Genomic DNA, 25604 nt, shown 5'->3' on the forward strand with positions numbered 1-25604 from the left:
GAACTTGCTAGATTCGCGTCCACCGCGCTGACCTGCGCCCACATTTTTGCCGTCTGCGACACCGGGTCACCCCCCGAGTGCCTGGTCGGATTCCCCCCGGTTTCTCATCCTTCCCCGGAGTTTTTCCATGAATCGAATCGCCACCCAGCGCGCCGCCGTCCCGGCCCTGCGTGAGGCCGCCGCGGCCGTGTCGCTGGCCTTGCTCGCCTGGCCCGCGCTGGCCCAGGAGGCCACCGACGCCGCGCCCGCCGAGAAGGGCCAGCTGCAGACGGTGACCATCACCGCCGAGCGCCGTGTCGAGAACATCAAGGAAGTGCCGAACGCGGTCACGAAGATCTCCGGCGAGAAGCTCGACGTGCTGAACTCCAGCGGCCAGGACATCCGTTTCCTGTCCGGCCGCGTGCCCAGCCTGAACATCGAATCGTCGTTCGGCCGTGCCTTCCCGCGCTTCTACATCCGCGGCTACGGCAACACCGACTTCCGCCTGAACGCCTCGCAGCCGGTCTCGCTGGTCTATGACGACGTCGTGCAGGAGAACCCCATCCTGAAGGGCTTCCCCGCCTTCGACCTGGCCGCCGTGGAAGTCGTGGCCGGCCCGCAGGGCACGCTGTACGGCCGCAACACGCCGGCCGGCGTGGTGAAGTTCGACTCCGTGAAGCCGTCGCAGCGCCAGGAAGGCTATCTGAACGTCTCCTACGGCAACTACGGCACGATGAGCCTGGAAGGCGCCGCCAACGTGCCGCTGACCGGCGACTGGGCCGCCCGCATCTCGGCGCAGGTCCAGCACCGCGACGACTGGGTCAAGAACCAGGTCCCGACCGGCAAGACCGGCGAGATGGAAGGTTATGACGACCGCGCCCTGCGCCTGCAGGCCCTGTATCAGCCGCACAAGGACTTCAGCGCGCTGTTCAACTTCCACGGCCGTGACCTGAAGGGCAGCGCCCGCCTGTTCCGCTCGTCGATCATCAAGACCGGCACCAACGACCTCATCGACGGCTTCGACCCCGAGAAGGCCTACACCGACGGCGTCAACGAGCAGACCCTGCACGCCACCGGCGGCAGCGCGCGCCTGCGCTGGGGCCTGGGCGCGATCAACCTGTACTCGATCACCGGCTACGAGTCGGTGCGCCCGTTCAGCCGCGGCGACGTCGACGGCGGCTACGTCTACTTCGGCGCCAAGCCCTACACGCAGGAAGGCCAGGCGACCTTCCCGGCCGAGTCCTCGAGCTCGATGAGCGGCCATCGCCAGATCACGCAGGAGTTCCGCGTCGAGTCCGCCGCGGCGGGCCCGCTGCGCTGGCAAGGCGGCCTGTACTTCTTCGACGAGCGCTACACCGCGCGCAGCACCGACTACACGACCGCCACCGGCGCGGCCGCCGGCTACGTCGACACCTATCAGAAGAACACCGCCTGGGCGGCCTTCGGCTCGGTGAACTACGCCGTGACCAGCGACTTCCAGCTGCGTGGCGGCCTGCGCTTCACGCACGACAAGAAGGACGTGGCCGTCACCAGCAGCTACACCGACCTGAACACCAGCACCGGCGTCTCGGCCAACACCGGCGACTCCAAGTGGAACTGGGACGTGTCGGGCACCTACGCCGTGACCAAGGAAACCAACCTGTACGCCCGCGTGGCCACGGGCTTCCGCGCGTCGTCGGTGCAGGGCGCGTCGCGCTTCGCCGGCCAGTCGCAGGCCGCGCCTGAGAACGTCACGTCCTACGAAGTGGGCGTGAAGTCGGACTTCTGGGATCGTCGCGCGCGTTTGTCGGCCAGCGCCTTCACCTACACGGTCAAGGACCTGCAGCTGACCGCGGTCGGCGGCCAGAACAACGCCAACCGCCTGCTCAACGCCAAGAAGGCCACGGGCAACGGCGTCGAGCTGAACCTGGAGGTGCTGCCGGTCGATCAGTTGCTGATCACCGTCGGCGGCAGCCTGAACAACACCAAGATCAAGGACCCGAGCCTGTCGCTGCCCGCTTGCGGTGGTGGCTGCACGATGACGGATCCGCTGATCGCCGGGTCGACGACCAACTACAGCATCGACGGCAATCCGCTGCCGAACGCGCCGAAGTGGGTGGCCAACCTGACCGCGCGTTACTCGATCCCGACCGCCGCGGGCAACGAGTTCTACATCTACACCGACTGGGCCTACCGCTCGAAGGTCAACTTCTTCCTGTATGAGGCCAAGGAGTTCACCGGCAAGGCGCTGACCGAAGGCGGCCTGCGCGTGGGTTACGTCTGGGGCAACGGCAAGTACGAGGCCGCGACCTTCGTCCGCAACATCACGAACCAGATCCGCGTCACCGGCGCGATCGACTTCAACAACAACACGGGCTTCATCAACGATCCCCGCACGTACGGCGTGCAGTTCAAGGCGATCTTCTGATCGGCTGAGCTGACACCCTGCAGCGGCCCGCGGGCCGCCTTGCAAATTCCAGGCCTGCTTCCGGCAACGGAGCAGGCCTTCTTCTTGCTTGAATGGCTGGATTCAGGCGACATGACACGTTGTGTCACCCACGGGGTGGCCGCGACCGGCGCCCTACAATTCCGCCCCAGTTTCACTGTCACGTCTCGACGTCGCGCCGCCCATGACCACCGCCGCTTCCCGCCAGGATTCCCAGGACGCCCTGGCCCAGGACTTCGTCGCCTTCGCCGTCGACGCCGGCGTGCTGCGCTTCGGCGAGTTCAAGACCAAGGCGGGCCGCCTCAGCCCGTATTTCTTCAACGCCGGCCTGTTCGATGACGGGCTCAAGGTCGGCAAGCTGGCCGAGTTCTATGCCAAGCGCCTGCTGGCCTCGGGCGTCGAGTTCGACATGATCTTCGGCCCCGCCTACAAGGGCATCACGCTGGCCGCGGCCGTCGCGATCGAGCTCGCGCGCCTGGGCCACAACAAGCCCTTCGCCTACAACCGCAAGGAAGCCAAGGACCACGGCGAGGGCGGCACGCTGGTCGGTGCCAAGGTGCAGGGCCGCGTGCTGATCATCGATGACGTGATCTCCGCCGGCACCTCGGTGCGTGAATCGATCGCGATGATCCAGGCCGCCGGCGCCACGCCCTGCGGCGTGACCATCGCGCTGGACCGCCAGGAGAAGGCGGCCGAGAACGGACAGGACCTGCCGTGGTCGGCGGTACAGTACGTGCGTGACCAGTTGAAGCTGCCGGTGGTGGCCATCGCGGGCCTGTCCGACCTGCTCCAGTACCTGCAAACCACCAGCAGCAGCGCCGTCGCCGCTCACGCGGCGGCGGTCCATGCCTACCGAGACCGTTACGGAGTCTGATGCGTCCTCCCGTCTCTCGCCGCCAGCTGTCCCGATCGGCCGCGTCCGTCGCGGGCGCCGCCCTGCTGACCCTGACGCTCGCGCCGGTGGGCGCCGTGTGGGCGCAGGCGAAGAATCCGACGTCGGGTGGCATCTACATGTGCACGACCCCGGACGGCCGCCGCGTCACCTCCGACCGGCCGATTCCCGAGTGCCAGACCCGCGAGCAGCGCGTGCTGAACTCCGACGGCTCGATGCGCAAGACGCTGCCGCCGGCGATGTCGCCCGAGGAGCAGACCGCGGCCGACCAGCGCAAGCGTCAGGAAGACGTGCAGCGGGCCGCGCAGCAGGACGCGATGCGGCGTGACCGCAACCTGCTGCAGCGCTACCCCGATCAGGCCGCGCACCAGCGCGCGCGCGAGGCCGCGCTGGACGACATCCGCGAGGCGATGCAGCAGTCCGAGAAGCGCCTGCAGGCCCTGTCCGTCGAGCGCAAGCCGATGATGGACGAGGCCGAGTTCTACAAGGGCAAGCGGGTCCCGATGAAGCTGCAGCATCAGATCGACATGAACGACGCCGCGGCGGCCGCGCAGCGCGAATCCATCGAGAACCAGAAGGCGGAGATGGTGCGCGTGAACAGGATCTACGACGAGGAGCTGGCCAAGCTCAAGCGCCTGTGGGCGGGCGCGGCGCCGGGCTCGCTGGAGAAGCTCGACAAGCCGCCCACCCAGGCGCTGCCGGCCAGCGGACGCTGAGCCGCCGAAGACCCTGAAACGACAAACGCCGGTGGATCGCTCCACCGGCGTTGTTCATTGGGGCCTGAGGATCAGGCGCCCAGCTTCTTCTTCAGCAGCTCGTTGACGGTGGCCGGATTGGCCTTGCCCTTGGCTGCCTTCATCACCTGGCCGACCAGCGCGTTGAACGCCTTCTCCTTGCCGGCGCGGAACTCCTCGACCGACTTGGCGTTGGCCGCCAGCACCTCGTCGAGGATGCGTTCGATCTCGCCGGTGTCGTTGGACTGCTTCAGGTCCTTGGCGTCGATGATCGCGTCGACCTCGCTGCCCTGACCGGTCCACAGCGCCTCGAAGACCTGCTTGGCCGAGTTGTTGTTGATCGTGCCGTCCTGGATGCGCTGCACCAGCGTCGCGAGCTGGGCCGGACTCACCGGGGCGCTCTCGATGTCGCGCTCCTCGGTGTTGAGCCGGCGCGAGACCTCGCCCATCAGCCAGTTCGCCACGAGCTTGGGCGCGCCGCACAGCTCGCGGGCGGCTTCATAGAAGCGCGCCATCGCCAGGCTCTGCGTCATCATCGTCGCGTCGTAGGCGGGCAGCCCGTCGACGTCCTGGAAGCGCGCGGCCATCACGGTGGGCAGCTCCGGCATCTCGCCGCGCACGCGCTCCACCCAGTCCGCGCCGATCATCAGCGGCGGCAGGTCCGGGTCGGGGAAGTAGCGGTAGTCCGCCGCGTCTTCCTTCGTGCGCATCGAGCGCGTCTCGCCGGTGTCCGGGTTGTAGAGCACGGTCGCCTGCTGGATCTCCAGGCCGTCCTCGATCTGGTCGATCTGCCAGTTGACCTCGTAGTTCACCGCGTCGACCAGGTAGCGGAAGCTGTTCAGGTTCTTGATCTCGCGGCGCGTGCCGAAGGGCTCGCCGGGCTTGCGCACCGACACGTTCACGTCGCAGCGGAACGAGCCTTCCTGCATGTTGCCGTCGCAGATGCCCAGCCACATCACCAGCGCGTGCAGCGTCTTCGCGTACTCGACGGCCTCGGCGCCCGAGCGCATCTCGGGTTCGGAGACGATCTCCAGCAGCGGCGTGCCGGCGCGGTTCAGGTCGATGCCCGACTGGCCGTGGTAGTCCTCGTGCAGGCTCTTGCCGGCGTCTTCCTCGAGGTGCGCGCGCGTGAGCCGGATCGTCTTCTTCTCGTCGCCGACGAAGAACTCGATGGTGCCGCCCTGCACGACGGGGATCTCGTACTGGCTGATCTGGTAGCCCTTGGGCAGGTCCGGATAGAAGTAGTTCTTGCGGGCGAAGATCGACAGCGGCGCGACCTTCGCGCCCACGGCCAGGCCGAAGCGGATCGCGCGCTCGACGGCGCCGCGGTTGAGCACCGGCAGCGTGCCCGGCAGCGCCAGGTCCACGGCGCTGGCCTGCGTGTTGGGCGCCGCGCCGAACGCGGTCGACGAGCCGCTGAAGATCTTCGATTCGGTCGAGAGTTGGACGTGGTTCTCCAGGCCGATCACGACCTCGTAACCCCGCACCAGTTTGCTGTTCTTGCTCATGACGTTCACACCCCCACCGGCGTCTGGCGATGCCAGTCGGTGGCCTGCTGCAGCGCATGCGCGGCGTGCAGCAGCGTGCCTTCCTTGAAGTAGTTGCCCAGCAGCTGCAGGCCCACCGGCATGCCGCCGTCGCCGGTGCCCACCGGCACGCTCATGCCGGGCAGGCCGGCCAGCGAGCCCGGCAGCGTGAAGATGTCGGCCAGGTAGGCCTTGACCGGATCGTCCGCGCCCTCGCCCTGCTTCCACGCCACCGTCGGCGCGACCGGGCCGGCGATCAGGTCGCAGTGCTGGAAGGCCTGCTGGAAGTCGTCGGCGATCATGCGGCGCAGCTTCTGCGCCTGCAGGTAGTACGCGTCGTAGTAGCCATGCGAGAGCACGTAGCTGCCGATCATGATCCGGCGCTTGACCTCGGCGCCGAAGCCCTCGGCGCGGGTCTTCTCGTACATGTCGATCAGGTTGCCGTAGTCCTTGGCGCGGTGCCCGAACTTCACGCCGTCAAAGCGCGACAGGTTCGAGCTCGCCTCGGCCGGGGCGATGATGTAGTAGACCGGGATCGCGAGCTCGGTGCGCGGCAGCGACACGTCCACCAGCGTGGCGCCCAGCTTCTCCAGCTCCGCCAGACCGGCGCGCACGGCCGCGTTCACGTCCGAGGACAGCGCGGCGGGGAAGAACTCGCGCGGCAGGCCGATGCGCAGGCCCTTCAGCGGTTGCGAGGGGCTGGCGCCGTCGCGCGCGGCCAGCATCTGCGCGCCGAAGTCCTGCGGCGGTTGCTGCACGCTGGTGGCGTCGCGTTCGTCGAAGCCGCTCATCGTGGACAGCAGCAGCGCGCAATCCTCGGCCGAACGGGCGAACACGCCCGCCTGGTCCAGGCTGGACGCGAACGCGATCATTCCGTAGCGCGAGCACACGCCATAGGTCGGCTTGATGCCGGTGATGCCCGAGAAGCTGGCCGGCTGGCGGATTGAGCCGCCGGTGTCGGTGCCAGTCGTGGCGGGCACCAGGCCCGCCGCCACCGCGACGGCCGAGCCGCCCGACGAGCCGCCCGGCACGCGCGAGCGGTCCCAGGGGTTGAGCGCCTTGAAGTAGGCGCTGTTCTCGTTGGCCGAACCCATGGCGAACTCGTCGCAGTTCAGCTTGCCCAGCGACACGGTGCCCGCGGCATTGAGCCGCTCGACGACGGTGGCGTCGAACGGGCTCAGGTAACCCTCGAGCATCTTCGATCCGGCCGTGGTCGGCATGTCGCGGGTGACGAAGATGTCCTTGTGCGCGAGCGGCACGCCGATCAGCGCGCCGCCGGGCTGGTCGCCCTCGCCGGCGGCCAGGCGCGCGTCGGCGTCCTTGGCCCTGCTCAGCGCGTAGGCTTCATCGACGTGCAGGAACGCGCCGAGATCCTTCGCTGCGGCAACACGCGCAAGCAGATGTTGCGTCAGTTCGGTGCTGGAGACCGTCTTGGCGCGCAAGGCGCGGCCGAGCTCGGCCACGCCGAGGTGATGCAGGGGCGCGCTCATTCGATGACTTTCGGGACCAGGAACAGGCCGTCCTCGACGGCGGGAGCGCTGCGCTGGTTGAGCGCGCGCTGGTCGGTTTCGGTGACGCGGTCCTCGCGCAGCCGCAGGGCCACTTCCTGGACCGCCGACAGCGGCGTGTAGAGGGGATCGACGCCACTGGTGTCGACCGCGCTCATCTGCTCGACGATCGAGAAGAAGCCATTGAGCTGCGGCAGCAGGGCGGCCTGCTCGTCGCCGGAAAGTTGCAGCCGGGCCAGTTTGGCGATCCGGCTGACGTCGTCTTGGGTGAGTGCCATGGGAATGTCTTCGAAGGCCGGTCGGGCAAGCGGTCCGCCGGGCGCGCGAAACATTCGACGAACGCTGACGGAGGGCTTGCAGAGGGGCCAAACCAGGGGGTGATCAGTTATTATCCCCGCTTATCTCCATGGCGCCGGGGCTGCATTGCAGCCTCGTTGCTTATGGCAAGGAATCTCGCTCGCGCGGACGCCGCCGGTCCGCGCGGTTACCCGACCCGAATCGCCCCGAATCGCAGCCGCCCGGACAGAACGCAGACGAACGCCGCCTGATGCCGTCGAATGCCGCCGATTGCGTGTAGTTCGACGTTGACTGGCGGCTCCAGGTGCCGAAGCGTTTTGTCCTGGCCTAGCCCACACACATGCTCGCCTCCCTGCGCCGCTATTTCTCCACCGACCTCGCCATCGACCTGGGCACCGCCAACACGCTGATCTACGTCCGCGGAAAAGGCGTGGTGCTGGACGAACCGTCCGTCGTCGCCATCCGTCATGAAGGCGGTCCCAACGGCAAGAAGACGATCCAGGCCGTGGGCCACGAAGCCAAGGCCATGCTGGGCAAGGTGCCCGGCAACATCGAGGCGATCCGCCCGATGAAGGACGGCGTGATCGCCGACTTCGTGGTCACCGAGCAGATGATCAAGCAGTTCATCAAGATGGTGCACGACACCAAGCTGCTGCGTCCCTCGCCCCGGATCATCATCTGCGTGCCCTGCGGCTCGACCCAGGTCGAGAAGCGCGCCATCCGCGACGCCGCCCTGGGCGCGGGCGCCTCGGAGGTCTACCTGATCGAGGAACCGATGGCCGCGGCGATCGGCGCCGGGCTGCCGGTGTCGGAAGCGTCGGGCTCGATGGTCATCGACATCGGCGGCGGCACGACCGAGGTCGGCGTGATCTCGCTGGGCGGCATGGTCTACAAGGGCTCGGTCCGCGTCGGCGGCGACAAGTTCGACGAGGCCATCATCAACTACATCCGCCGCAACTACGGCATGCTGATCGGCGAGCCGACCGCGGAAGCGATCAAGAAGAACATCGGTTCGGCCTTCCCTGGCTCCGAGGTCAAGGAGATGGAAGTGAAGGGCCGCAACCTGAGCGAAGGCGTGCCGCGCAGCTTCACGATCTCGTCCAACGAGATCCTGGAAGCGCTGACCGACCCGCTCAACCAGATCGTCTCGGCCGTGAAGAACGCGCTGGAGCAGACCCCGCCGGAACTGGGCGCCGACATCGCCGAGCGCGGCATGATGCTGACCGGCGGCGGCGCGCTGTTGCGCGACCTGGACCGCCTGCTGGCCGAGGAAACCGGCCTGCCCGTCCTGGTCGCCGAAGACCCGCTGACCTGCGTCGTGCGCGGCTGCGGCATGGCGCTCGAACGCATGGAACGCCTCGGCTCCATCTTCACGAACGAGTAAGAGCGGGCCTACTGCGCGGGCGTCAGGCGTCGTTGGGCGGTCCTCGGAATCCTCACGTACAGGAAGTACGCTCCGGTTCCTCCGGTCCGTCCGCCTAGCCTGACACCCGCTCGCTACGGCCGATAGGTTGTCAACAAGCGTTGTCGTCGGTCTCTTGAAAGTCTGAGATCCCTCTCATGCCGCTCGGCACCCTGGATCGCAATCCGCCACCACTGTTCCGCGAAGGCCCGTCCGCGCTGACGAAACTGGCCTTCTGCGCAGCCCTGGCCGTCTTCCTCATGGTCGCGGACTCCCGCTTCCAGATCACCGCACCCGCCCGCGCCGGCCTCGCCCTCGCCCTGCATCCGCTGCAACGCGCGCTGCTCGCGCCCGTCGACGCCTGGGAACAGGCCGGCGATTACGCCCGAGGCATGGAAAAGGCCACCGAGGCGGAGAACCAGGCCCGCCAGCAGCTCGCCTCGCAAGCCGTGATCCTCAGTCGCGCCGCGCAGCTGCAGGCCGAGAACACCCGCCTGCGCGGCCTGCTCGACCTGCGCGAGGCGCTGCCCGTCAAGGGCCTCGCCGCCGAGGTCCTCTACGAGGCGCCCGATCCCTTCTCCCGCCGCATCGTGATCGACCGCGGCAGCCATCGCGGCGTCCGGCTCGGCGCGCCCGTGGTGAACGACGCCGGCGTGCTCGGCCAGGTCACTCGCGTCTATCCGCTGTCCGCCGAGGTCACGCTGCTCACCGACCGCGACGCCACCATTCCCGTGCTCAACACCCGCACCCAGCAGCGCGGCGTCGCCTATGGCGGCGAACGCGGCGTGATGGAGCTGCGCTTCATCGCCGCCAACGCCGACATCAAGGCCGGCGACGCGCTCGCCACCTCGGGCCTGGACGGCCTCTATCCGCCGGGACTGCCAGTGGCCAAGGTCGCCGAGGTCGAGCGCCGCGGCGACACCAGCTTCGCGCGCGTCGGCCTGGCGCCCGTCGCGCAGCCCGACAACGCCCGTCACGTGCTGGTGCTGGAGCCGCTCCAGGGCCAGGAGGACGCGCGCTCCGAGGCCGCGCAGGAAGCCGCCAGCGCCGCGAGCGCCGCCGCCGCCGAGGCCCGTCCGAGACGCCCGGCCGCCGCGTCCGCGCCCAAGGGAGGCAACCGATGATCATGCCCCGCGGCGCGAGCCAGCTGCTGCTGCCCGCCAACCCCCTGTTCATCGCCTTCAGCCTGATCGTCGGCCTGCTCATCGACATGGTCCCCGTCGGGCGCCAGCCCTGGATGCCGGACGTGCTGGCGCTGGTGCTCGTGTTCTGGAACGTCCATCAGCCGCGCCGCGTCGGCGTGGGCTGGGCCTTCGTGTTCGGTCTCATGATCGACGTGCACCACGGCGCGCTGCTGGGTCAGCACGCGCTGGCCTACAGCCTGCTGGCCTTCGGCGCGGTCGCGCTGCATCGCCGGCTGCTGTGGTTCTCGCTGGGCGCGCAGGCGCTGCATGTGCTGCCGCTGTTCGTGCTGGCCACCGCGATCGCGGTGATCGTGCGCCTGATGGTGGGCGGCATGTGGCCAGGCTGGGGTCTGGTGCTCGCGCCGCTGCTGCAGGCCGCGCTGTGGCCCATCGCCGCCGCCCTGCTGCTGGCGCCGCAGCGCCGCGCGCCGGATCCCGACGCGCACCGCCCGCTCTGAGCGCGCCCAGGACAGGCCCGCGATGACGGTCATCAAGAACCTCCAGGCGGAGCTGAGCCGATTCCGGCTGCGGCTGGTCGCGGCGGCGATCTTCGTCCTGTTCTGCTTCAGCCTGCTCGTGGCGCGGCTGGTCTACCTGCAGATCACGCAGCACGACGCGCTGCTCGAGCGCGCCGAGATCAACCGCGTCTCCGTCGTCCCCATCGTGCCCAACCGCGGCCTGATCGTGGACCGCAACGGCGTGGTGCTGGCGAGCAACTATTCGGCCTACACGCTGGAGATCACGCCCTCCAAGGTGCCCGACCTGGAACGCACGATCGACGCGTTGACCGCTGTCATCGACATCCAGCCGCGCGACCGCCGCCGCTTCAAGCGGCTGATGGAGGAAAGCAAGAACTTCGAGTCGCTGCCCATCCGCACGAAACTCACCGACACCGAGGTCGCCCGTTTCGCCGCGCAGCGCTTCCGCTTCCCCGGCGTCGACATCAAGGCGCGGCTGTTCCGCAGTTATCCGCTGGGCGATGTCGGCGCGCATCTGCTGGGCTACATCGGCCGCATCAACCAGGCCGAGAAGAAGGCCATGGACGACTGGTCCGAGGAGGACGTCGCCAACTACCGCGGCACCGAGTACATCGGCAAGCTCGGCCTGGAACAGGCCTATGAGCGCGAGCTGCACGGCCAGACCGGTTTCGAGGAAATGGAAACCAGCGCCGGCGGCCGCGCCGTGCGCCGGCTGCGCAACCGGCCGCCGACGCCGGGCAACACCTTGCACCTGTCCATCGACATCAAGCTGCAGGCGCTGGTGGAACGTCTCTTCGGCGAGCGCCGCGGGGCGCTCGTGGCGATGGATCCGCGCAATGGCGAGGTCCTGGCCTTCGTCTCCAAGCCGACCTTCGATCCCAACCTGTTCGTCGACGGCATCGACGCCGACAGCTGGAAGGAGCTCAACGAGGACATCGACAAGCCGCTGCTCAACCGCGCGCTGCGTGGCACCTATCCGCCGGGGTCGACCTTCAAGCCGTACATGGCGATGGCCGCGCTGAACACGGGCAAGCGCGCGGCGAACGTCGTCGTGCAGGACAACCTGACCTACAGCTTCGGCGGGCGCGTCTTCGGCAGCGCCACCGGCGACCGTGCCGGCGCGAAGGACATGCGGCTGGCGATCGTCACCTCGTCCAACGTCTACTTCTACTCGCTGGCCAACGAGATGGGCGTGGACATGATCCATGACCAGCTCGAGCCTTTCGGCTTCGGCCGCAAGACCGAGATCGACCTGCTGGGCGAGGTCACCGGCATCCTGCCCAGCACCGAGTGGAAGCGCCGCGCCTACAAGCGCCCCGAGCAGCAGAAATGGTACGCCGGCGAGACGATCTCGCTGGGCATCGGCCAGGGTTACAACAACTTCACGATGCTGCAGCTCGCCACGGCGATGTCCACGCTGGCCAGCGGCGGCGAACGGTATCGGCCGCGTCTGGTGCGTGAGATCGAGGACGTGGTCAAGCATGCCCAGCGCCGCACCGCCAGCGACGCGCTGTCGCCGCTGGCGTTGCGCAAGGCCGACGTGGACGTGATCCGCAACGCGATGCACGACGTGACGCTGGAAGGCACCTCGCGGATGGTGTTCGCGGGCGCGCAGTACCAGAGCGCGGGCAAGACCGGCACGGCGCAGGCGGTGGGCCTGCGCGCGGGTCAGACGTACAGCAGCATCAAGGCTGACGAGCGCAAGCGCGACCATTCGCTGTACATCTCGTTCGCGCCTTATCAGGCGCCGACGATCGCGTTGGCGCTGATCGTGGAGAACGCGGGCTTCGGCTCCGAATCGGCCGCGCCGATCGCGCGTCGCGTGTTCGACTACGTGCTCACGGGCACGTATCCGAGCGAGGAAGACATCGCCAAGGTGCGCGTGGGCCAGGTCGGCGCGCCGATCGGCACGCCGCGCCGCGTCGAGGACATCGCCTTGCCGGGCGCCGCCGCGAGCGCGCCGGAATCCGCGGCTTCAGGGGCTTCGAGCGCTTCGAGCGCCCCGGCGGCCACTGGCAACGCCGCAGCGTCCGCGCCGCGCCGCAACCTGGGAGCCTCACGATGAGCGCCGTCTTCAGCAAACCCAGCCTGCTGCAGCGCGTGAAGCCGCTGTTCCAGGGTTTCGACGTCCCGTTGCTGCTCGCGATGGCCTGGCTGATGGGCCTGGGCCTGATGTGCATGTATTCGGCGGGCTACGACCACGGCACGCGCTTCGTCGATCACGCGCGCAACATGGTGCTGGCGATGGGCGTGCTCTTCGTGACGGCGCAGGTGCCGCCGCAGCGCCTGATGCAGCTGGCGCTGCCGCTGTACGGGATCGGTGTCACCTTGCTGGTGGCGGTGGCCTTGTTCGGCATCAGCAAGAAGGGCGCGACGCGCTGGCTCAACATCGGTGTGGTGATCCAGCCCTCGGAAATGCTCAAGATCGCCGTGCCGCTGATGCTGGCCTGGTGGTTCCAGAAGCGCGAGGGTCAGCTGCGCCTGCCCGACTTCATCGCCGCGTTCGTGCTGCTGGTGGTACCGGTGGGGCTGATCGCCAAGCAGCCGGACCTGGGCACCTCGCTGCTGGTGCTGGGGGCGGGGCTCTACGTGATCTTCTTCGCGGGGCTGTCCTGGAAGCTGATCATTCCGGCGCTGGTGCTGGCCGGCGCGGGCATCACGGCGCTGGTCTTCAGCGAGGATCAGATCTGTCAGCCCGACGTGAAATGGGTGGTGCTGAAGGAGTACCAGAAGGACCGCGTGTGCACGCTGCTGGACCCGACGAAGGATCCGCTGGGCAAGGGCTTCCACATCATCCAGGGCGAGATCGCGATCGGCTCGGGCGGCGTGACGGGCAAGGGCTTCATGAAGGGCACGCAGACGCACCTGGAGTTCATCCCGGAACGCACGACCGACTTCATCTTCGCGGCCTATGGCGAGGAGTTCGGGCTGATCGGCGCTGCGGGGCTGCTCATCGGATTCACGGCGCTGATCCTGCGCGGACTGGCGATCGCGCATGAGGCGCCGACCTTGTTCTCGCGGCTGCTGGCGGGCGCGATCACCTTGAGCTTCTTCACCTACGTGTTCGTGAACATGGGCATGGTGACCGGCATCCTGCCGGTGGTGGGCGTGCCGCTGCCGTTCATCTCGTACGGCGGCACGGCGATGGTGACGCTGGGGCTGTCGCTGGGCATGCTGATGTCGATCGCGAAGAGCCGCGGGGGCACGCAGCGGTGATCAGCTCCCGCCGCTCGCCAGCGGATGCGCGGCGAAGCGCACCGTGAAGCGCGCGCCCGGACCGCCCCCATCGGCCTCCGCCTGACGCCGCGCGCGGGTGTCGTCCACCGAGATCTCCGCGTCGTGCTGCTGCACGATCTCGCGCACGATCGCCAGACCCAGGCCCGAGCCATCGACGTTGGTGCCCAACGCGCGATAGAACGGCTGGAACACCTGCTCGCGCTCCGCCTCCGCGATGCCCGGCCCCGAATCCTCGACCTGCAGCACGCACACCTGTCCGAACGGATCCTCGACGACACGCACCGTCACCGTCCCGTCGCTGGGCGTGTACAGCAACGCGTTGTCGACCAGGTTGCGGATCAGCTCGCGGATCAGCAGCGGATGCCCGTGGATCCGCAGCCCCGCCTGGCTCGCCTCCGGTCCCTCGTACCCGAGATCCAGCCGCTTCTCCATCGCGCGCGGCACGAAGTCGCGCACCGTCTCGATCGCCAGCACCGCGAGGTTCACCTCACTGCGCCGCGCCGCGTGCTCCTGGTCCTCGGCCCGCGCCATCGCCAGCAACTGGTTGACCATGTGCGCCGCGCGCTGGCTCGAGACCGCGATCTGCTTGAGCGAGCGGCGCAGCTCCGCCGGCGAGCTCCGGCCCTCGTCGATCTCGCGCTGGGCCAACTCGGCCTGCGTGCGCAGACCCGCCAGCGGCGTCTTGAGCTGATGCGCCGCGTCGGCCAGGAAATGCTTCTGCGCCCGGATGGACTGGTCCAGCCGCTCCAGCAGGTCGTTGATCGCCTGCACCAGCGGCGCGACCTCGTCCGGGATGCGCTGTTCATCGATGGGGCTCAGGTCGGAGCTGTCGCGCGAGCGGATCCGCCGCTGCAGGTCGTTGAGCGGCGCGATGCCGCGCGCCAGCGCCAGCCACACCAGCAGCACCGCCAGCGGGAGGATCACGAACTGCGGCAGGATCACGCCCTTGATGATCTCGTTGGTCAGCCGCGAGCGCTTGCCCAGCGTCTCCGCGACCTGCACCAGCATCATCTTGTCGCCGCCGGCCATCCCCTCGGGCACCACCCACAGGTAGGACACCCGCACCGCCTCGTTGTTCACCTCGTCGAAGCGCCGGTTGACCTCCCACGGCACGATGGGGGGCTCCACCTCGGGCACCGGCAGCAGCGCGTCGCCGCTGAGCAGTTCCCCGCGCAGACCCAGCACCTGGTAATAGACCGTGTCCGTCTCGTCGGCGCGCAGCAGCGCCGCCGCCTCGGGCGCGAGCGCATACCTCGAACGCCCCTTGCGCGTGGTCGCGTCGCCGGGCGCCGGCTCGGTCACGACCTGCAGGCCCAGCGTACGCGCCATCTCGTCCAGCTCGCGGTCATACGGCTTGTTGGCGATGCCCTGGGCCACCAGCCAGGTCAGCGCGACGCTGATCGGCCAGATGACCAGCAGCGGCGCGAGCATCCAGTCGAGGATCTCGCCGAACAGCGAGCGATGGCCGGACGATTCAGACGCCATGCCGCGTGCGGTCGTGATGCGGGGTCAGAACGGAAGGGCGCGCCAATCGCCGAGCGGGCTCAGCCCGGGATCTTCTCAAGGCAGTAACCCAGGCCGCGCACCGTCGCGATGCGGATCGGCCCCTGCTCGATCTTCTTGCGCAGCCGGTGGATGTAGACCTCGATCGCGTTGTTGCTGACCTCCTCGCCCCACTCGCACAGGCGCTCGACGAGCTGGTCCTTGCTGACGAGCCGGCCGGCGCGCTGCAGCAGCACCTCGAGCAAGGACAGCTCGCGCGCCGACAACTCCACCATCTGCTCGTTGATGTAGGCCACGCGTCCGGTGGCGTCGAAGGTCAGCGGTCCATGACGGATCACGCTGGAGGCGGTGCCCAGGCCGCGGCGCGTCAGCGCGCGCACCCGCGCCTCCAGTTCCTGCAGCGAGAACGGCTTGGCCATGTAGTCATCCGCGCCCAGGTCCAGCCCCTTGACCCGTTCCTCGATGCTGTCGGCCGCGGTCAGGATCAGCACCGGCAGCGAGGAACCCCGCGAGCGCAGCCGCCGCAGCACCTCCAGCCCGTGCAGCTTGGGCAGGCCCAGGTCCAGGATCAGCAGGTCGAACTCATGCGACGCGAGCGCCGCGTCGGCCTCGCTGCCGCTGCCGACCTGGTCCACCGCGCAGCCCGATGCGCGCAAGGAGCGCAGCAGGCCGTCGGCCAGGACTTGGTCGTCTTCGGCGATCAGGATGCGCATGTGTCGTCCCCTCTGGTTATGGAGACATTCTAGGGAGCCGCCTGCGCGTGTTCCCTAGGCGTTTCCGAGCCATGCGAGGGCACCCGTCAGGGGGCGTCGGGTCAGGCCCGCGACAGGTTCGTCGGGGGAGGTCTCCCGCTGATGGTGGAAATCGGTGGGATCGCGCCGTGCTGGCTCATCCCATGAGCCACCCGCTGCCTAAGATGGCTGCATCGGACCTCAAGCAAGCCGCCACGCGGATCGGCCCGTTCGACAAAGTACTGTACAGATATACAGATTGCGCCATAATCCGCCGCAGCCCAACAGGAGAAGATTGCATGGACGCCCCCGTGAAGAACGCCAACACCGAAAAAGCCAAGGCCCTGCAGGCCGCCCTCGCCCAGATCGAAAAGCAGTTCGGCAAGGGCTCGATCATGCGGCTGGCCGAAGGCGAGAAGATCGAGGACATCCAGGTCGTCTCCACCGGATCGCTGGGCCTGGACATCGCGCTGGGCGTCGGCGGCCTGCCGCGCGGCCGGGTGATCGAGATCTACGGGCCGGAATCCTCGGGCAAGACCACGCTGACGCTGCAGGTCATCGCCCAGATGCAGAAGCTGGACGGCGTGTGCGCGTTCATCGACGCCGAACACGCGCTGGACGTCCAGTACGCGCAGAAGCTGGGCGTGAACCTGCAGGAACTGCTGATCAGCCAGCCCGACACCGGTGAACAGGCGCTGGAGATCGTGGACTCGCTGGTGCGTTCGGGCTCGGTGGACCTGATCATCATCGACTCGGTCGCGGCGCTGACGCCCAAGGCGGAACTCGAGGGCGAGATGGGCGACGCGCTGCCCGGCCTGCAGGCCCGCCTGATGAGCCAGGCGCTGCGCAAGCTGACCGCCACCATCAAGAAGACCAACTGCACCGTCATCTTCATCAACCAGATCCGGATGAAGATCGGCGTCATGTTCGGCAGCCCGGAAACGACCACCGGCGGCAACGCGCTGAAGTTCTACGCCTCGGTCCGCCTCGACATCCGCCGCATCGGCTCGATCAAGAAGGGCGAGGAGGTCATCGGCTCCGAGACCAAGGTCAAGGTCGTGAAGAACAAGGTCGCGCCCCCGTTCAAGACGGCGGAGTTCGACATCCTGTACGGCGAAGGCATCAGCCGCGAGGGCGAGATCATCGACATGGGCGTCACCGCCAAGATCGTCGAGAAGGCCGGCTCCTGGTATGCCTACAGCGGGGAGAAGATCGGCCAGGGCAAGGACAACGCCCGCGAGTTCCTGCGTGAGAACCCGGATCTGGCGGTCGAGATCGAGAACAAGATCCGCGACTCGCTGGGCATCCCGCTGCTGGGCGGCGCGACCAGCGACGCTGAATAAGCACGGGGCACCCACGGCATGACCCCGACCGAAGGCCGGCGGGGTCGTGCCTCGCAGCCCTTGTCGCTGAAGGCGCGAGCGGTCGCGCTGCTGGCCCAGCGCGAGCACAGCGCGATGGAGTTGCGGCGCAAGCTGCTGCGCATCGCGCGAGACCGGTCGGCACAGGCCGCGGGCAGTGATGGCGTCGAGTCCAGCTCCTCGGAGGAGGACGTCCCGGATCTGGGCGAAGAAGTCGACGCCGTGATCGCCTGGCTCCTGTCCAACGGCTACCTGGACGAATCCCGGTTCGTCGAATCCCGCCTGCACGTGAGATCGCAGCGCTTCGGCCAGCGACGCATTGAACAGGAGCTGGCGCAGCACGGCCTGGCGCTCGACGCGGATCAACGCGCGGCGTTGTCAGCGGGTGAGCTCGACCGTGCCTGCGAGCTGCTGCGTCGCAGGTTCGGAGAGGGTGCGCCCGAGGACGCCTCCGCCGAGGCCAAACGCCTGCGCTTCCTGATCGGTCGCGGATTCGGTCCGGAGCTGGCCCGGCGGGCGGTTCGCCGCGTGGCCGCCGGGCCTGACACCTGAAGCGGTGACACGCGGTGATCGGCGCCCGCTAGCGCTGAAACTGCCCGTAATTTCGTGCGCCACGCGCAGCTTGCGGGCCGCTGACAAGCCTACGCCAGTGCGCGTCGCAACCGCGCCAAAGGCCTGATGCAGCGCAGCATGCTACATTTTCGGCTTCGCAAATCTGCCCGCTGACGTTGTCCGCGGGCGTGTTTTTGCGTGTTTGCACCGGTTTATGTCTTCCACCGCCTCCCCCGAGCGCCATCCGCCGCACCTCCGTCGCACCGTCGACGCGCGTGCCTATGGCCGCGAAGACGGGGGATCCGAGGCGCTGGCGTGGCTGATTCCTGCACTGCAAACCTCCTCTCTGCGCCGGCACCGCGGACTGTTCGCGGCGTTGGCGGCCTCTTCCTGATCCATCCATCAAGCGAGACCTCCCTATGAAGATTCACGAGTACCAGGGCAAGGAAATCCTGCGCCAGTTCGGCGTGCCGGTGCCGCGCGGCATTCCCGCGTTCACGGTGCAAGAAGCGGTTGAAGCCGCGCAGAAACTGGGCGGCCCGGTCTGGGTGGTCAAGGCGCAGATCCACGCGGGTGGCCGCGGCAAGGGCGGCGGCGTCAAGCTGGGCAAGAGCCTGGACGACGTGAAGGCGCTGTCCGAGCAGATCCTCGGCATGCAGCTGGTCACGCACCAGACCGGCCCGGCCGGTCAGAAGGTCCGCCGCCTGTACATCGAGGAAGGCGCGGACATCAAGAACGAGCTGTACATCTCGCTGGTGACCGACCGCGGCACCCAGAAGGTGGCCTTCATCGCGTCGAGCGAAGGCGGCATGGACATCGAGGAAGTCGCGCACTCGACCCCCGAGAAGATCATCACCGAGTACATCGATCCGCTGACCGGCATCACCACCGAGCAGTCGAAGAAGATCGCCGCGGCCATCGGCCTGACCGGCGCCTCGGTGGACCAGGCCGTCGACCTGTTCGCCAAGCTCTACAAGTGCTACATGGACACCGACGCGTCGCTGGTGGAAATCAACCCGCTGAACTGCGACTCCAAGGGGAACCTGATCGCCCTGGACGCCAAGTTCAACTTCGACGCCAACGCCCTGTTCCGTCACCCGGAAATCGTCGCCTACCGCGACCTGGACGAAGAGGATCCGGCTGAGATCGAAGCGTCCAAGTTCGACCTGGCCTACATCTCGCTGGACGGCAACATCGGCTGCCTGGTGAACGGCGCCGGTCTGGCCATGGCCACGATGGACACCATCAAGCTGTTTGGCGGCGAGCCGGCCAACTTCCTGGACGTCGGCGGCGGCGCCACGGCCGAGAAGGTCACCGAGGCCTTCAAGATCATGCTGAAGAACCCCGAGGTGAAGGGCATCCTCGTGAACATCTTCGGCGGCATCATGAAGTGCGACACCATCGCCGAAGGCGTCATCACGGCCTGCAAGGCCGTCAACCTGAATGTGCCGCTGGTCGTCCGCATGAAGGGCACCAACGAAGAGCTGGGCAAGAAGATGCTGGCCGAGTCCGGCCTGCCCATCATCGCCGCCGACACCATGGCCGAAGCCGCGACGAAGATCGTTGCCGCCGTCAAGTAAGCCGCCGACCCAGCCAAGGAATACGACATGAGCATTTACATCAACAAGGACACCAAGGTCATCACCCAGGGCATCACGGGCAAGACCGGTCAGTTCCACACCCTGGGCTGCCAGGCCTACGCGAACGGCAAGAACGCTTTCGTCGCCGGCGTGAACCCCAAGAAGGCGGGCGAGAAGTTCTCGGACATCCCCATCTACGGCACCGTCAAGGAAGCCGCGGCCCAGACCGGCGCGACGGTCTCGGTGATCTACGTGCCGCCCGCGGGCGCCGCCGCCGCGATCTGGGAAGCCGTCGAGGCCGACCTGGATCTGGCGATCTGCATCACGGAAGGCATCCCCGTCCGTGACATGCTGGAAGTGCGCAACAAGATGAAGGCCAAGGAAGCGGCCGGCGGCAAGAAGACGCTGCTGCTGGGCCCGAACTGCCCCGGCCTGATCACGCCCGACGAGATCAAGATCGGCATCATGCCCGGCCACATCCACCGCAAGGGCCGCATCGGCGTGGTCTCGCGCTCCGGCACGCTGACCTATGAAGCCGTCGCCCAACTGACCGAGATCGGCCTGGGCCAATCGTCGGCCGTCGGCATCGGTGGCGACCCGATCAACGGTCTGAAGCACATCGACGTGATGCAAGCCTTCAACGACGATCCGGATACCGACGCCGTCATCATGATCGGTGAGATCGGTGGCCCGGACGAGGCTGAAGCCGCCCGCTGGTGCAAGGCCAACATGAAGAAGCCGGTCGTCGGTTTCATCGCCGGCGTCACCGCCCCTCCCGGAAAGCGCATGGGCCACGCCGGCGCGCTGATCTCGGGTGGTGCCGACACCGCCGATGCGAAGCTCGCCATCATGGAAGAGTGCGGCTTCACCGTGACGCGCAATCCGTCCGAAATGGGCAAGCTGCTGAAGGGCCTGCTGTAAGTAGCAGGAAAAACCTGATGCTGGAGACCGCCGCTGCGTAATTTCACGCACTGCGGTTCCGGGGGGTGAAAGCGGACAATCCGTTCGCTTTCCCCGAACCGAAGAAGGGGCCCGACGGGCCCCTTCGTTCGTTCAACCCTCCAACGCTTTAGACTGGGCCCTTGTTCGCGCAAGGTCCCGGCGCGGACCCCCATCTATGGACATGCTCTCCAGCCCCGAGTTCTGGCTCGCCGTCGGCCAGATCATCCTGATCGACATCCTGCTGGGTGGCGACAACGCCGTCGTCATCGCGCTTGCCTGCCGCAAGCTCCCACCGAACCTGCGCACCAAGGGCATCCTGTGGGGCACCGCGGGTGCCATCGTCCTGCGCGTCGTGCTGATCTTCTTCGCGCTGACGCTGCTGAAGCTGCCGTTCCTGAAGCTGGTCGGCGGTGTGCTGCTGCTGTGGATCGGCATCAAGCTGCTACTGCCCGAGGCGGAGGATGACCACTCGAAGATGGAAGCCAGCGACAAGCTCTGGGGCGCCGTGAAGACGGTCATCATTGCCGACTTCGTGATGAGCCTGGACAACGTGATCGCCATCGCCGGCGCTGCCGAGGGTGCCGGTTCCCATCACCAGATGCCGCTGGTGATCTTCGGCCTGCTGGTGTCGATCCCCATCATCGTGTGGGGCAGCCAGCTCGTGATCAAGCTGATGGACAAGTTCCCCATCGTCATCACGCTGGGCGCGATGCTGCTGGGCTGGATCGCCGGGACGATGGTGGTCACCGATCCCGCGCTCAACAGCTGGGTGCCGATGCAGGCGGGCAGCAAGCCGGGCACGACCGAGGTCCTGCCGCAGGTCTATTACGCCCTGGGCGTCGGTGGCGCGCTGTTCGTGCTGGCGGTCGGCAAGCTGCTGGCCGCTCGCAAGCCGGCACAAGCCTGACGAAAGGCCCGCCATGTCATGAGCGCCTCCGGCTTCCTGAAGCGACTGCTGGGCCGGGGTGCGTCTGACGACGAAGGCTTCGCCGCGCCCGATTCATTGCCGACGACGCAGCCGATGCCGCGATCGGCGGGCGTGGCGCTCGACAACTACGAGATTGGCGAGGAAATCGGTCGCGGCGCGATGGCGGTGGTCAATCGCGCCGTCGACCGGCGCAGCGGCGTGACCGTCGCGATCAAGCGGCTGGCGCTGCAGCGCGAGTTCTCGCCGGACGATCTGGTCGATGTCCGCGACCGCTTCATGCGCGAGGCGAGCGCCGCGCGTCACCTCGATCACCCCGACATCCTGCGGGTGCTGGACGCCGGCGAATGCGCGGGCGACACCTGGATCGCGATGGAATACGTCGTGGGCCAGGACCTCAGCCACCACACCCGCCCCGGTCAGCTGCTGCCGCTGCGAGAGGTGCTGCTGCTGGGCGCGCGTCTGGCGAGAGCGCTCCAGTACGCCCATGGTCACGGGGTCGTGCATCGCGACATCAAGCCGGCCAACGTGATGCTCGAGCGCGCCTCGGGCAGCGTGAAGATCATGGATTTCGGCATCGCCCGGGTCGCCGACGGCAGCCGGACGCGGACCGGCCTGGTGCTGGGCACGCCGTCGTACATGTCGCCCGAGCAGCTCGCGGGACTGCAGGTCGATGGCCGCAGCGATCTCTATTCGCTGGGCGCCATGCTGTTCCAGTTGCTCACCGGCAATCTGCCGCATCAGTCCGAGTCCATGGCGACCCTGATGCACCAGATCATGAATCAGACCGCCGCCGATGTCCGCCAGCTCCGTCCGGAGCTGCCCGAATCGCTGGCCCTGGTGGTGGCGCTGGCGTTGGAGAAACGTCCCGAATTGCGTTACCAGCGCGGCGACGTGCTGGCACAGGACCTGGAGGCCGTGCTGAGCCAGATTCCGGTCGAACTGGCCAATAGCACTGGCGCCACACCCCCCCCACCGGCGGGACAGGCATTCGAGCAAACTTTGCGGCTACAGTCCCAGGGCGCAGTGCACAATCCCCTTCCCCCAGCCGATCCCGCCAGCAAGACATGACCCTGGAGTTCTTCAGCGCCACCGACACCGGACGTGTGCGCGACAACAATGAAGACTCGGTCGCCCTGGAGCCGGGCGTCGGGCTGGCGGTTCTCGCGGACGGAATGGGCGGCTACAACGCCGGGGAAGTCGCCAGCCAGATGCTGACGACCTTCATCAAGTCCGAACTCGGACGCTGGCTGTCGGAGGCGGGCCAGCATGCCACCGACATCGACGTGCGCCGCGCGATGGACATCTGCGTGGACAACGCCAATCGGGCGATCTTCAACGCGGCCAACACCAATCCGCGGTATGCCGGGATGGGGACGACCCTGGTGCTGGCGGTGTTCCGGGAACAGAGCCTGCTGCTGGGCCATGTCGGCGATTCGCGCGCTTACCGATATCGCGAAGGGCAACTGGTGCAACTGACCCGTGACCATTCGTTGCTGCAGGAGCAGATCGATGCGGGTCTACTGACACCTGAAGAAGCGGTGTTCAGCAGCAACAAGAATCTGGTGACACGGGCGGTCGGCGTGGAGGACACGGTGATGCTCGAGGTCCATCAGCACGAGTTGCTGCCGGGTGATCAGATCCTGCTGTGCAGTGACGGACTGTCCGACATGGTCGATGACGTCAGCGTGGCACAGGTGTTGCAAAGCCACAGTGACCTGCCCGAAGCGGCGCAGGCGCTGGTGGACGCAGCCAATGACATGGGCGGCAAGGATAATATTGCGATCGTTCTGGTTCGCGCGGAAAGTCGCACCAAGCCATGGGCGTGGTGGCCATTCAGTCGTAACAATGGGCGCCGCTGAGGCGGCCCACTACAAATAAAGACAGGACTCGAGGTCAAGCATGGGCAAGCTGGTGGTGTCGCTGGACGGCGTGGTGATCAAGGAAGTGCAGATCACCAAGGACAAGACCACGCTCGGCCGTCGGCCGTATAACGACATCGTGATCGACAACCTCGCGGTCAGCGGCGAACACGCCGTGCTGCAGATGGTTGGCGCCGATGTGTTCATCGAGGATCTGAACTCGACGAACGGCACGTACATCAACGGCAAGGCGATCAAGAAGCAGCTGCTCTCGCACAGCGATGTGATCGAGGTCGGCAAGTACAAGATCAAGTACCTGGTCGAGGACAACGCCGATTACGAGAAGACGATGATCCTGCGCCCGGGCACGGCCCCGAGCAGCGGTTTCGGTCTGCCTTCCTCGTTCGGTGGCCTCGGCCCGGCGCCGGTGGCGACCTCGCCGGCGGCGATCAAGGTGCTCAACGGCCCGGCGGCCGGCCGCGAGGTCACGCTGACCAAGGTCGTGACGACGGTCGGCAAGCCCGGCGTGCAGGTGGCTTCCATCACCAAGCGTCCCAGCGGCTACGTGTTCGCGCATGTCGAGGGCAATGCCCGGCCAGTGGTCAACGGCGCGCCGCTGACCGCGGAATCGGTCCCGCTGAAGAACGGCGATGTGATCGAGCTGGCCGGCACGCAGATGCAGTTCGTGCAGGTCTGACGACGCACGGTGACGCGCCCGATGCCCGTCGCCATGGGCCTTCCGGGCTGTCATGGATGTATCGAGATGCTTCCGTTCTGTCGGGCGATTGCCGACACGCGTGCAGGTTTTCACGGCATCCCGGCGGGGTCGCGTAAGCGACGGCAATAAGTCCCCAGTTCGAGGATTCGGCGCTTAGCGCGGTGCGGCGCTGCCTCTACAGTGCAGCGCATGAAGATTCGCGTGCTCGGTTGCGCCGGCGCCCTGGCGGCTGGCTACAGAACCACCTCATTCCTGCTGGACGACGATGTGCTCATCGACGCCGGCAGCGGTGTGGCCGAGCTCACCGTCGATGCGATGGTCCAGGTCGATCACATCCTGGTCACGCACTCCCATCTGGACCACGTGCTGGCGATCGGCCTGCTCGCGGACACCGTGCAGCGCCGTCGCGCGCAGGCGGGTCGACCGCCGGTGCGGGTTCATGCGCTGCCGGAGACCCTCGAAGCCCTGCGCGCCCATGTGTTCAACGGCGTGATCTGGCCCGATTTCACCCGGCTGCCCACGCGGGAGCGCCCCGCGCTGACCTTCCATGAATTTGCCGTCGGCGAGCGCCTGGACCTGGGCCGCGGCCGACAGGTCGAGGTGCTGAGCGCCGCGCACACGGTGCCGGCGGTGGGTTTCGCGGTCGATGGCGGCGAGAGCGGCCACTGGGTGTTCACCGGCGACACCGGCCCGAATCCGGCGCTGTGGCAGCGCCTGGCGGAGATCCGCGTGGCTCACCTGATCATCGAATGCGCGTTCGGCGACGACGAATGCGGCTTGGCGGGCATCAGCAAGCACCTGTGCCCGACGACCTTGCGCGAGGAGCTCGCCAAGCTGAACGGCGCGATCGACGTCCACATCACCCACATCAAGCCGGGCGAGCGCGCGGCGGTGATGGAGGCGGTGACGGCGATCAAGACGACGCATCGGATCTCCGCGCTGGAGAACTTCCAGGAGTTCACGCTGGGCTGACGGCTTCTTGACGATCTCCCCCGCCGCCCGCGCTGGATATCCACCGCGGGCGGTGTTGTTTTCAGCGTTGCCCTCGGACGGGGGAGTTCACCGGAATGGGGGGCGACAAACTTTGTCAGGCCGGCGGCGGGTGACAAATCTGGGCAGGTGGGCTGACAAAAAGCGTCAGTCGTCCGTGGCGATCAGCGCACGATGCCCCGATGAGGCGTGATGTCGTTCACGATTTGCAGAAGCAAACGGGCTGGCACGGGCCCTGCGTACAGAAGGCTCGTCTCTACCTCACTCTCTCTCCTAGGAGTTTTTCAATGAAGCGCGTTCAACAAGGTTTCACCCTGATCGAACTGATGATCGTCGTGGCGATCATCGGCATCCTGGCTGCCGTGGCCCTGCCGGCCTACTCGGACTACATCAAGAAGTCCAAGGTTTCGGAAGTCGTTGGCGTTGCCAGCCAGCCGAAGGCCGCCATTCAGGAATGGCTGTCGGTCAAGGGCTCGTTCCCGGCTGACCAAGCCACGCTGGGCCTGGAATTCAACCCGACCAAGTACGTGTCGGCGATGACCTACACCGGCGGCACCACCGCTGTCCTGACCGCCACGGCTCAAGCCATCGGCACCGGCGTGGACGCCAACAACATCGTCCTGACCGGCACCCGCGTCACCAACGGCGGCACGCTGACCGACCAAGTGACCTGGGCCTGCACGGGCACCATCCAGGCCAAGTACCTGCCGGCTTCGTGCAAGGGCACCTGAGCCTGAGCCTCTCGGCTGACGCCCCTCGCGGGCGTCATCAATGAAT

The 25604-nt window shown here is 67.3% G+C and carries 23 protein-coding genes and 1 other RNA gene; 19 read left to right on the plus strand and 5 right to left on the minus strand.

Annotated elements, in window-relative coordinates; translation table 11 throughout:
• Positions 1-127 precede the first annotated feature (127 nt).
• From ACNI65_RS24645 to ACNI65_RS24655, 3 genes are all read left to right on the plus strand, one after another.
• Complete coding sequence (locus ACNI65_RS24645) at positions 128-2386, plus strand: TonB-dependent receptor (RefSeq protein ID WP_416760093.1); 2259 nt, start codon at positions 128-130, stop codon at positions 2384-2386.
• 202 nt (positions 2387-2588) lie between these two features.
• On the plus strand, positions 2589-3278 hold the full coding sequence (gene pyrE, locus ACNI65_RS24650; protein WP_416760095.1) for an orotate phosphoribosyltransferase: 690 nt from the start codon (positions 2589-2591) through the stop codon (positions 3276-3278).
• Positions 3278-4012 carry a hypothetical protein gene (locus tag ACNI65_RS24655; RefSeq protein ID WP_416760097.1) on the plus strand — a complete coding sequence of 245 codons (735 nt, stop codon included), beginning with the start codon at positions 3278-3280 and terminating at the stop codon, positions 4010-4012. Before pyrE ends, ACNI65_RS24655 begins: the two co-directional genes overlap by 1 nt.
• 71 nt (positions 4013-4083) lie before the next feature.
• Here the strand turns inward: ACNI65_RS24655 and gatB are convergent, their stop codons facing one another.
• Genes gatB through gatC form a run of 3 tightly spaced genes read right to left on the minus strand, consistent with a single transcriptional unit; the run spans position 4084 to position 7342 of the window.
• The gene (gene gatB / locus ACNI65_RS24660; protein ID WP_416760098.1) at positions 4084-5538 is read right to left on the minus strand and encodes an Asp-tRNA(Asn)/Glu-tRNA(Gln) amidotransferase subunit GatB; all 1455 of its coding nucleotides are present in this window, start codon (positions 5536-5538) and stop codon (positions 4084-4086) included.
• A 5-nt stretch (positions 5539-5543) separates the two neighbouring features.
• Positions 5544-7046: an Asp-tRNA(Asn)/Glu-tRNA(Gln) amidotransferase subunit GatA gene (gene gatA, locus ACNI65_RS24665; RefSeq protein ID WP_416760100.1), complete on the minus strand. Its 1503-nt coding sequence runs from the start codon at positions 7044-7046 to the stop codon at positions 5544-5546.
• Positions 7043-7342 (minus strand): Asp-tRNA(Asn)/Glu-tRNA(Gln) amidotransferase subunit GatC, encoded by a 300-nt coding sequence (gene gatC / locus ACNI65_RS24670; RefSeq protein ID WP_416760102.1) that lies wholly within the window; start codon positions 7340-7342, stop codon positions 7043-7045. The genes gatA and gatC overlap by 4 nt, the downstream gene beginning before the upstream one ends.
• 359 nt (positions 7343-7701) lie before the next feature.
• Here gatC and ACNI65_RS24675 point away from each other — a divergent pair, with 359 nt between their 5' ends.
• The 6 genes from ACNI65_RS24675 (at position 7702) to rodA (ending at position 13642) form a co-directional block, all read left to right on the plus strand.
• Positions 7702-8745: a rod shape-determining protein gene (locus ACNI65_RS24675; protein WP_091731851.1), complete on the plus strand. Its 1044-nt coding sequence runs from the start codon at positions 7702-7704 to the stop codon at positions 8743-8745.
• A 54-nt stretch (positions 8746-8799) separates the two neighbouring features.
• A non-coding RNA gene (locus ACNI65_RS24680) (sX9 sRNA) lies at positions 8800-8881 on the plus strand.
• Between the two features lie 40 nt (positions 8882-8921).
• Complete coding sequence (gene mreC / locus ACNI65_RS24685) at positions 8922-9887, plus strand: rod shape-determining protein MreC (protein ID WP_416760105.1); 966 nt, start codon at positions 8922-8924, stop codon at positions 9885-9887.
• The gene (gene mreD, locus ACNI65_RS24690) at positions 9884-10405 is read left to right on the plus strand and encodes a rod shape-determining protein MreD (RefSeq protein WP_416760106.1); all 522 of its coding nucleotides are present in this window, start codon (positions 9884-9886) and stop codon (positions 10403-10405) included. The genes mreC and mreD overlap by 4 nt, the downstream gene beginning before the upstream one ends.
• A gap of 22 nt (positions 10406-10427) precedes the next feature.
• Positions 10428-12491: a penicillin-binding protein 2 gene (gene mrdA / locus ACNI65_RS24695; protein ID WP_416760107.1), complete on the plus strand. Its 2064-nt coding sequence runs from the start codon at positions 10428-10430 to the stop codon at positions 12489-12491.
• Positions 12488-13642, plus strand: a complete 1155-nt coding sequence (rodA, locus tag ACNI65_RS24700) for a rod shape-determining protein RodA (RefSeq protein WP_416760109.1) — start codon at positions 12488-12490, stop codon at positions 13640-13642. Before mrdA ends, rodA begins: the two co-directional genes overlap by 4 nt.
• Here rodA and ACNI65_RS24705 read toward each other — a convergent pair whose 3' ends face one another.
• Positions 13643-15148 (minus strand): sensor histidine kinase, encoded by a 1506-nt coding sequence (locus ACNI65_RS24705; RefSeq protein WP_416760111.1) that lies wholly within the window; start codon positions 15146-15148, stop codon positions 13643-13645. It abuts the gene before it with no gap.
• Positions 15149-15207: 59 nt separating this feature from the next.
• On the minus strand, positions 15208-15879 hold the full coding sequence (locus ACNI65_RS24710; RefSeq protein ID WP_416760112.1) for a response regulator: 672 nt from the start codon (positions 15877-15879) through the stop codon (positions 15208-15210).
• 317 nt (positions 15880-16196) lie between these two features.
• Here ACNI65_RS24710 and recA point away from each other — a divergent pair, with 317 nt between their 5' ends.
• The 10 genes from recA to ACNI65_RS24760 all read left to right on the plus strand — a co-directional run bounded on the left by recA (position 16197) and on the right by ACNI65_RS24760 (position 25558).
• The gene (recA, locus tag ACNI65_RS24715) at positions 16197-17240 is read left to right on the plus strand and encodes a recombinase RecA (RefSeq protein ID WP_416760113.1); all 1044 of its coding nucleotides are present in this window, start codon (positions 16197-16199) and stop codon (positions 17238-17240) included.
• Between the two features lie 18 nt (positions 17241-17258).
• Complete coding sequence (locus tag ACNI65_RS24720; protein ID WP_416760114.1) at positions 17259-17810, plus strand: regulatory protein RecX; 552 nt, start codon at positions 17259-17261, stop codon at positions 17808-17810.
• Between the two features lie 419 nt (positions 17811-18229).
• On the plus strand, positions 18230-19390 hold the full coding sequence (gene sucC, locus ACNI65_RS24725) for an ADP-forming succinate--CoA ligase subunit beta (RefSeq protein WP_416760115.1): 1161 nt from the start codon (positions 18230-18232) through the stop codon (positions 19388-19390).
• A 27-nt stretch (positions 19391-19417) separates the two neighbouring features.
• A complete protein-coding gene (gene sucD, locus ACNI65_RS24730) occupies positions 19418-20311 on the plus strand; it encodes a succinate--CoA ligase subunit alpha (RefSeq protein ID WP_416760117.1) in 894 nt (297 codons plus the stop codon).
• A 196-nt stretch (positions 20312-20507) separates the two neighbouring features.
• On the plus strand, positions 20508-21239 hold the full coding sequence (locus ACNI65_RS24735; protein WP_416760118.1) for a TerC family protein: 732 nt from the start codon (positions 20508-20510) through the stop codon (positions 21237-21239).
• An 18-nt stretch (positions 21240-21257) separates the two neighbouring features.
• Positions 21258-22328, plus strand: a complete 1071-nt coding sequence (locus ACNI65_RS24740) for a serine/threonine-protein kinase (RefSeq protein WP_416760119.1) — start codon at positions 21258-21260, stop codon at positions 22326-22328.
• Positions 22325-23119, plus strand: coding sequence for a Stp1/IreP family PP2C-type Ser/Thr phosphatase (locus ACNI65_RS24745; protein ID WP_416760120.1), 795 nt, complete (start codon positions 22325-22327; stop codon positions 23117-23119). Before ACNI65_RS24740 ends, ACNI65_RS24745 begins: the two co-directional genes overlap by 4 nt.
• 40 nt (positions 23120-23159) lie before the next feature.
• Positions 23160-23816, plus strand: coding sequence for an FHA domain-containing protein (locus ACNI65_RS24750; RefSeq protein ID WP_416760122.1), 657 nt, complete (start codon positions 23160-23162; stop codon positions 23814-23816).
• Positions 23817-24026: 210 nt separating this feature from the next.
• Positions 24027-24809 carry an MBL fold metallo-hydrolase gene (locus ACNI65_RS24755; protein ID WP_416760124.1) on the plus strand — a complete coding sequence of 261 codons (783 nt, stop codon included), beginning with the start codon at positions 24027-24029 and terminating at the stop codon, positions 24807-24809.
• Between the two features lie 305 nt (positions 24810-25114).
• A complete protein-coding gene (locus ACNI65_RS24760) occupies positions 25115-25558 on the plus strand; it encodes a pilin (protein ID WP_416760127.1) in 444 nt (147 codons plus the stop codon).
• Positions 25559-25604: the final 46 nt, after the last annotated feature.

It is taken from the genome of Roseateles sp. So40a (assembly GCF_048081605.1).
In the GTDB taxonomy this organism is placed as follows: domain Bacteria; phylum Pseudomonadota; class Gammaproteobacteria; order Burkholderiales; family Burkholderiaceae_C; genus Roseateles.

Excerpts from the sequence above, each read along its gene's own strand:
- ACNI65_RS24645 (WP_416760093.1), top strand. The coding sequence starts at position 128 with ATGAATCGAATCGCCACCCAGCGCGCCGCCGTCCCGGCCCTGCGTGAG.
- pyrE (WP_416760095.1), top strand. The coding sequence starts at position 2,589 with ATGACCACCGCCGCTTCCCGCCAGGATTCCCAGGACGCCCTGGCCCAG.
- ACNI65_RS24655 (WP_416760097.1), top strand. The coding sequence starts at position 3,278 with ATGCGTCCTCCCGTCTCTCGCCGCCAGCTGTCCCGATCGGCCGCGTCC.
- gatB (WP_416760098.1), bottom strand. The coding sequence starts at position 5,538 with ATGAGCAAGAACAGCAAACTGGTGCGGGGTTACGAGGTCGTGATCGGC.
- gatA (WP_416760100.1), bottom strand. The coding sequence starts at position 7,046 with ATGAGCGCGCCCCTGCATCACCTCGGCGTGGCCGAGCTCGGCCGCGCC.
- gatC (WP_416760102.1), bottom strand. The coding sequence starts at position 7,342 with ATGGCACTCACCCAAGACGACGTCAGCCGGATCGCCAAACTGGCCCGG.
- ACNI65_RS24675 (WP_091731851.1), top strand. The coding sequence starts at position 7,702 with ATGCTCGCCTCCCTGCGCCGCTATTTCTCCACCGACCTCGCCATCGAC.
- mreC (WP_416760105.1), top strand. The coding sequence starts at position 8,922 with ATGCCGCTCGGCACCCTGGATCGCAATCCGCCACCACTGTTCCGCGAA.
- mreD (WP_416760106.1), top strand. The coding sequence starts at position 9,884 with ATGATCATGCCCCGCGGCGCGAGCCAGCTGCTGCTGCCCGCCAACCCC.
- mrdA (WP_416760107.1), top strand. The coding sequence starts at position 10,428 with ATGACGGTCATCAAGAACCTCCAGGCGGAGCTGAGCCGATTCCGGCTG.
- rodA (WP_416760109.1), top strand. The coding sequence starts at position 12,488 with ATGAGCGCCGTCTTCAGCAAACCCAGCCTGCTGCAGCGCGTGAAGCCG.
- ACNI65_RS24705 (WP_416760111.1), bottom strand. The coding sequence starts at position 15,148 with ATGGCGTCTGAATCGTCCGGCCATCGCTCGCTGTTCGGCGAGATCCTC.
- ACNI65_RS24710 (WP_416760112.1), bottom strand. The coding sequence starts at position 15,879 with ATGCGCATCCTGATCGCCGAAGACGACCAAGTCCTGGCCGACGGCCTG.
- recA (WP_416760113.1), top strand. The coding sequence starts at position 16,197 with ATGGACGCCCCCGTGAAGAACGCCAACACCGAAAAAGCCAAGGCCCTG.
- ACNI65_RS24720 (WP_416760114.1), top strand. The coding sequence starts at position 17,259 with ATGACCCCGACCGAAGGCCGGCGGGGTCGTGCCTCGCAGCCCTTGTCG.
- sucC (WP_416760115.1), top strand. The coding sequence starts at position 18,230 with ATGAAGATTCACGAGTACCAGGGCAAGGAAATCCTGCGCCAGTTCGGC.
- sucD (WP_416760117.1), top strand. The coding sequence starts at position 19,418 with ATGAGCATTTACATCAACAAGGACACCAAGGTCATCACCCAGGGCATC.
- ACNI65_RS24735 (WP_416760118.1), top strand. The coding sequence starts at position 20,508 with ATGGACATGCTCTCCAGCCCCGAGTTCTGGCTCGCCGTCGGCCAGATC.
- ACNI65_RS24740 (WP_416760119.1), top strand. The coding sequence starts at position 21,258 with ATGAGCGCCTCCGGCTTCCTGAAGCGACTGCTGGGCCGGGGTGCGTCT.
- ACNI65_RS24745 (WP_416760120.1), top strand. The coding sequence starts at position 22,325 with ATGACCCTGGAGTTCTTCAGCGCCACCGACACCGGACGTGTGCGCGAC.
- ACNI65_RS24750 (WP_416760122.1), top strand. The coding sequence starts at position 23,160 with ATGGGCAAGCTGGTGGTGTCGCTGGACGGCGTGGTGATCAAGGAAGTG.
- ACNI65_RS24755 (WP_416760124.1), top strand. The coding sequence starts at position 24,027 with ATGAAGATTCGCGTGCTCGGTTGCGCCGGCGCCCTGGCGGCTGGCTAC.
- ACNI65_RS24760 (WP_416760127.1), top strand. The coding sequence starts at position 25,115 with ATGAAGCGCGTTCAACAAGGTTTCACCCTGATCGAACTGATGATCGTC.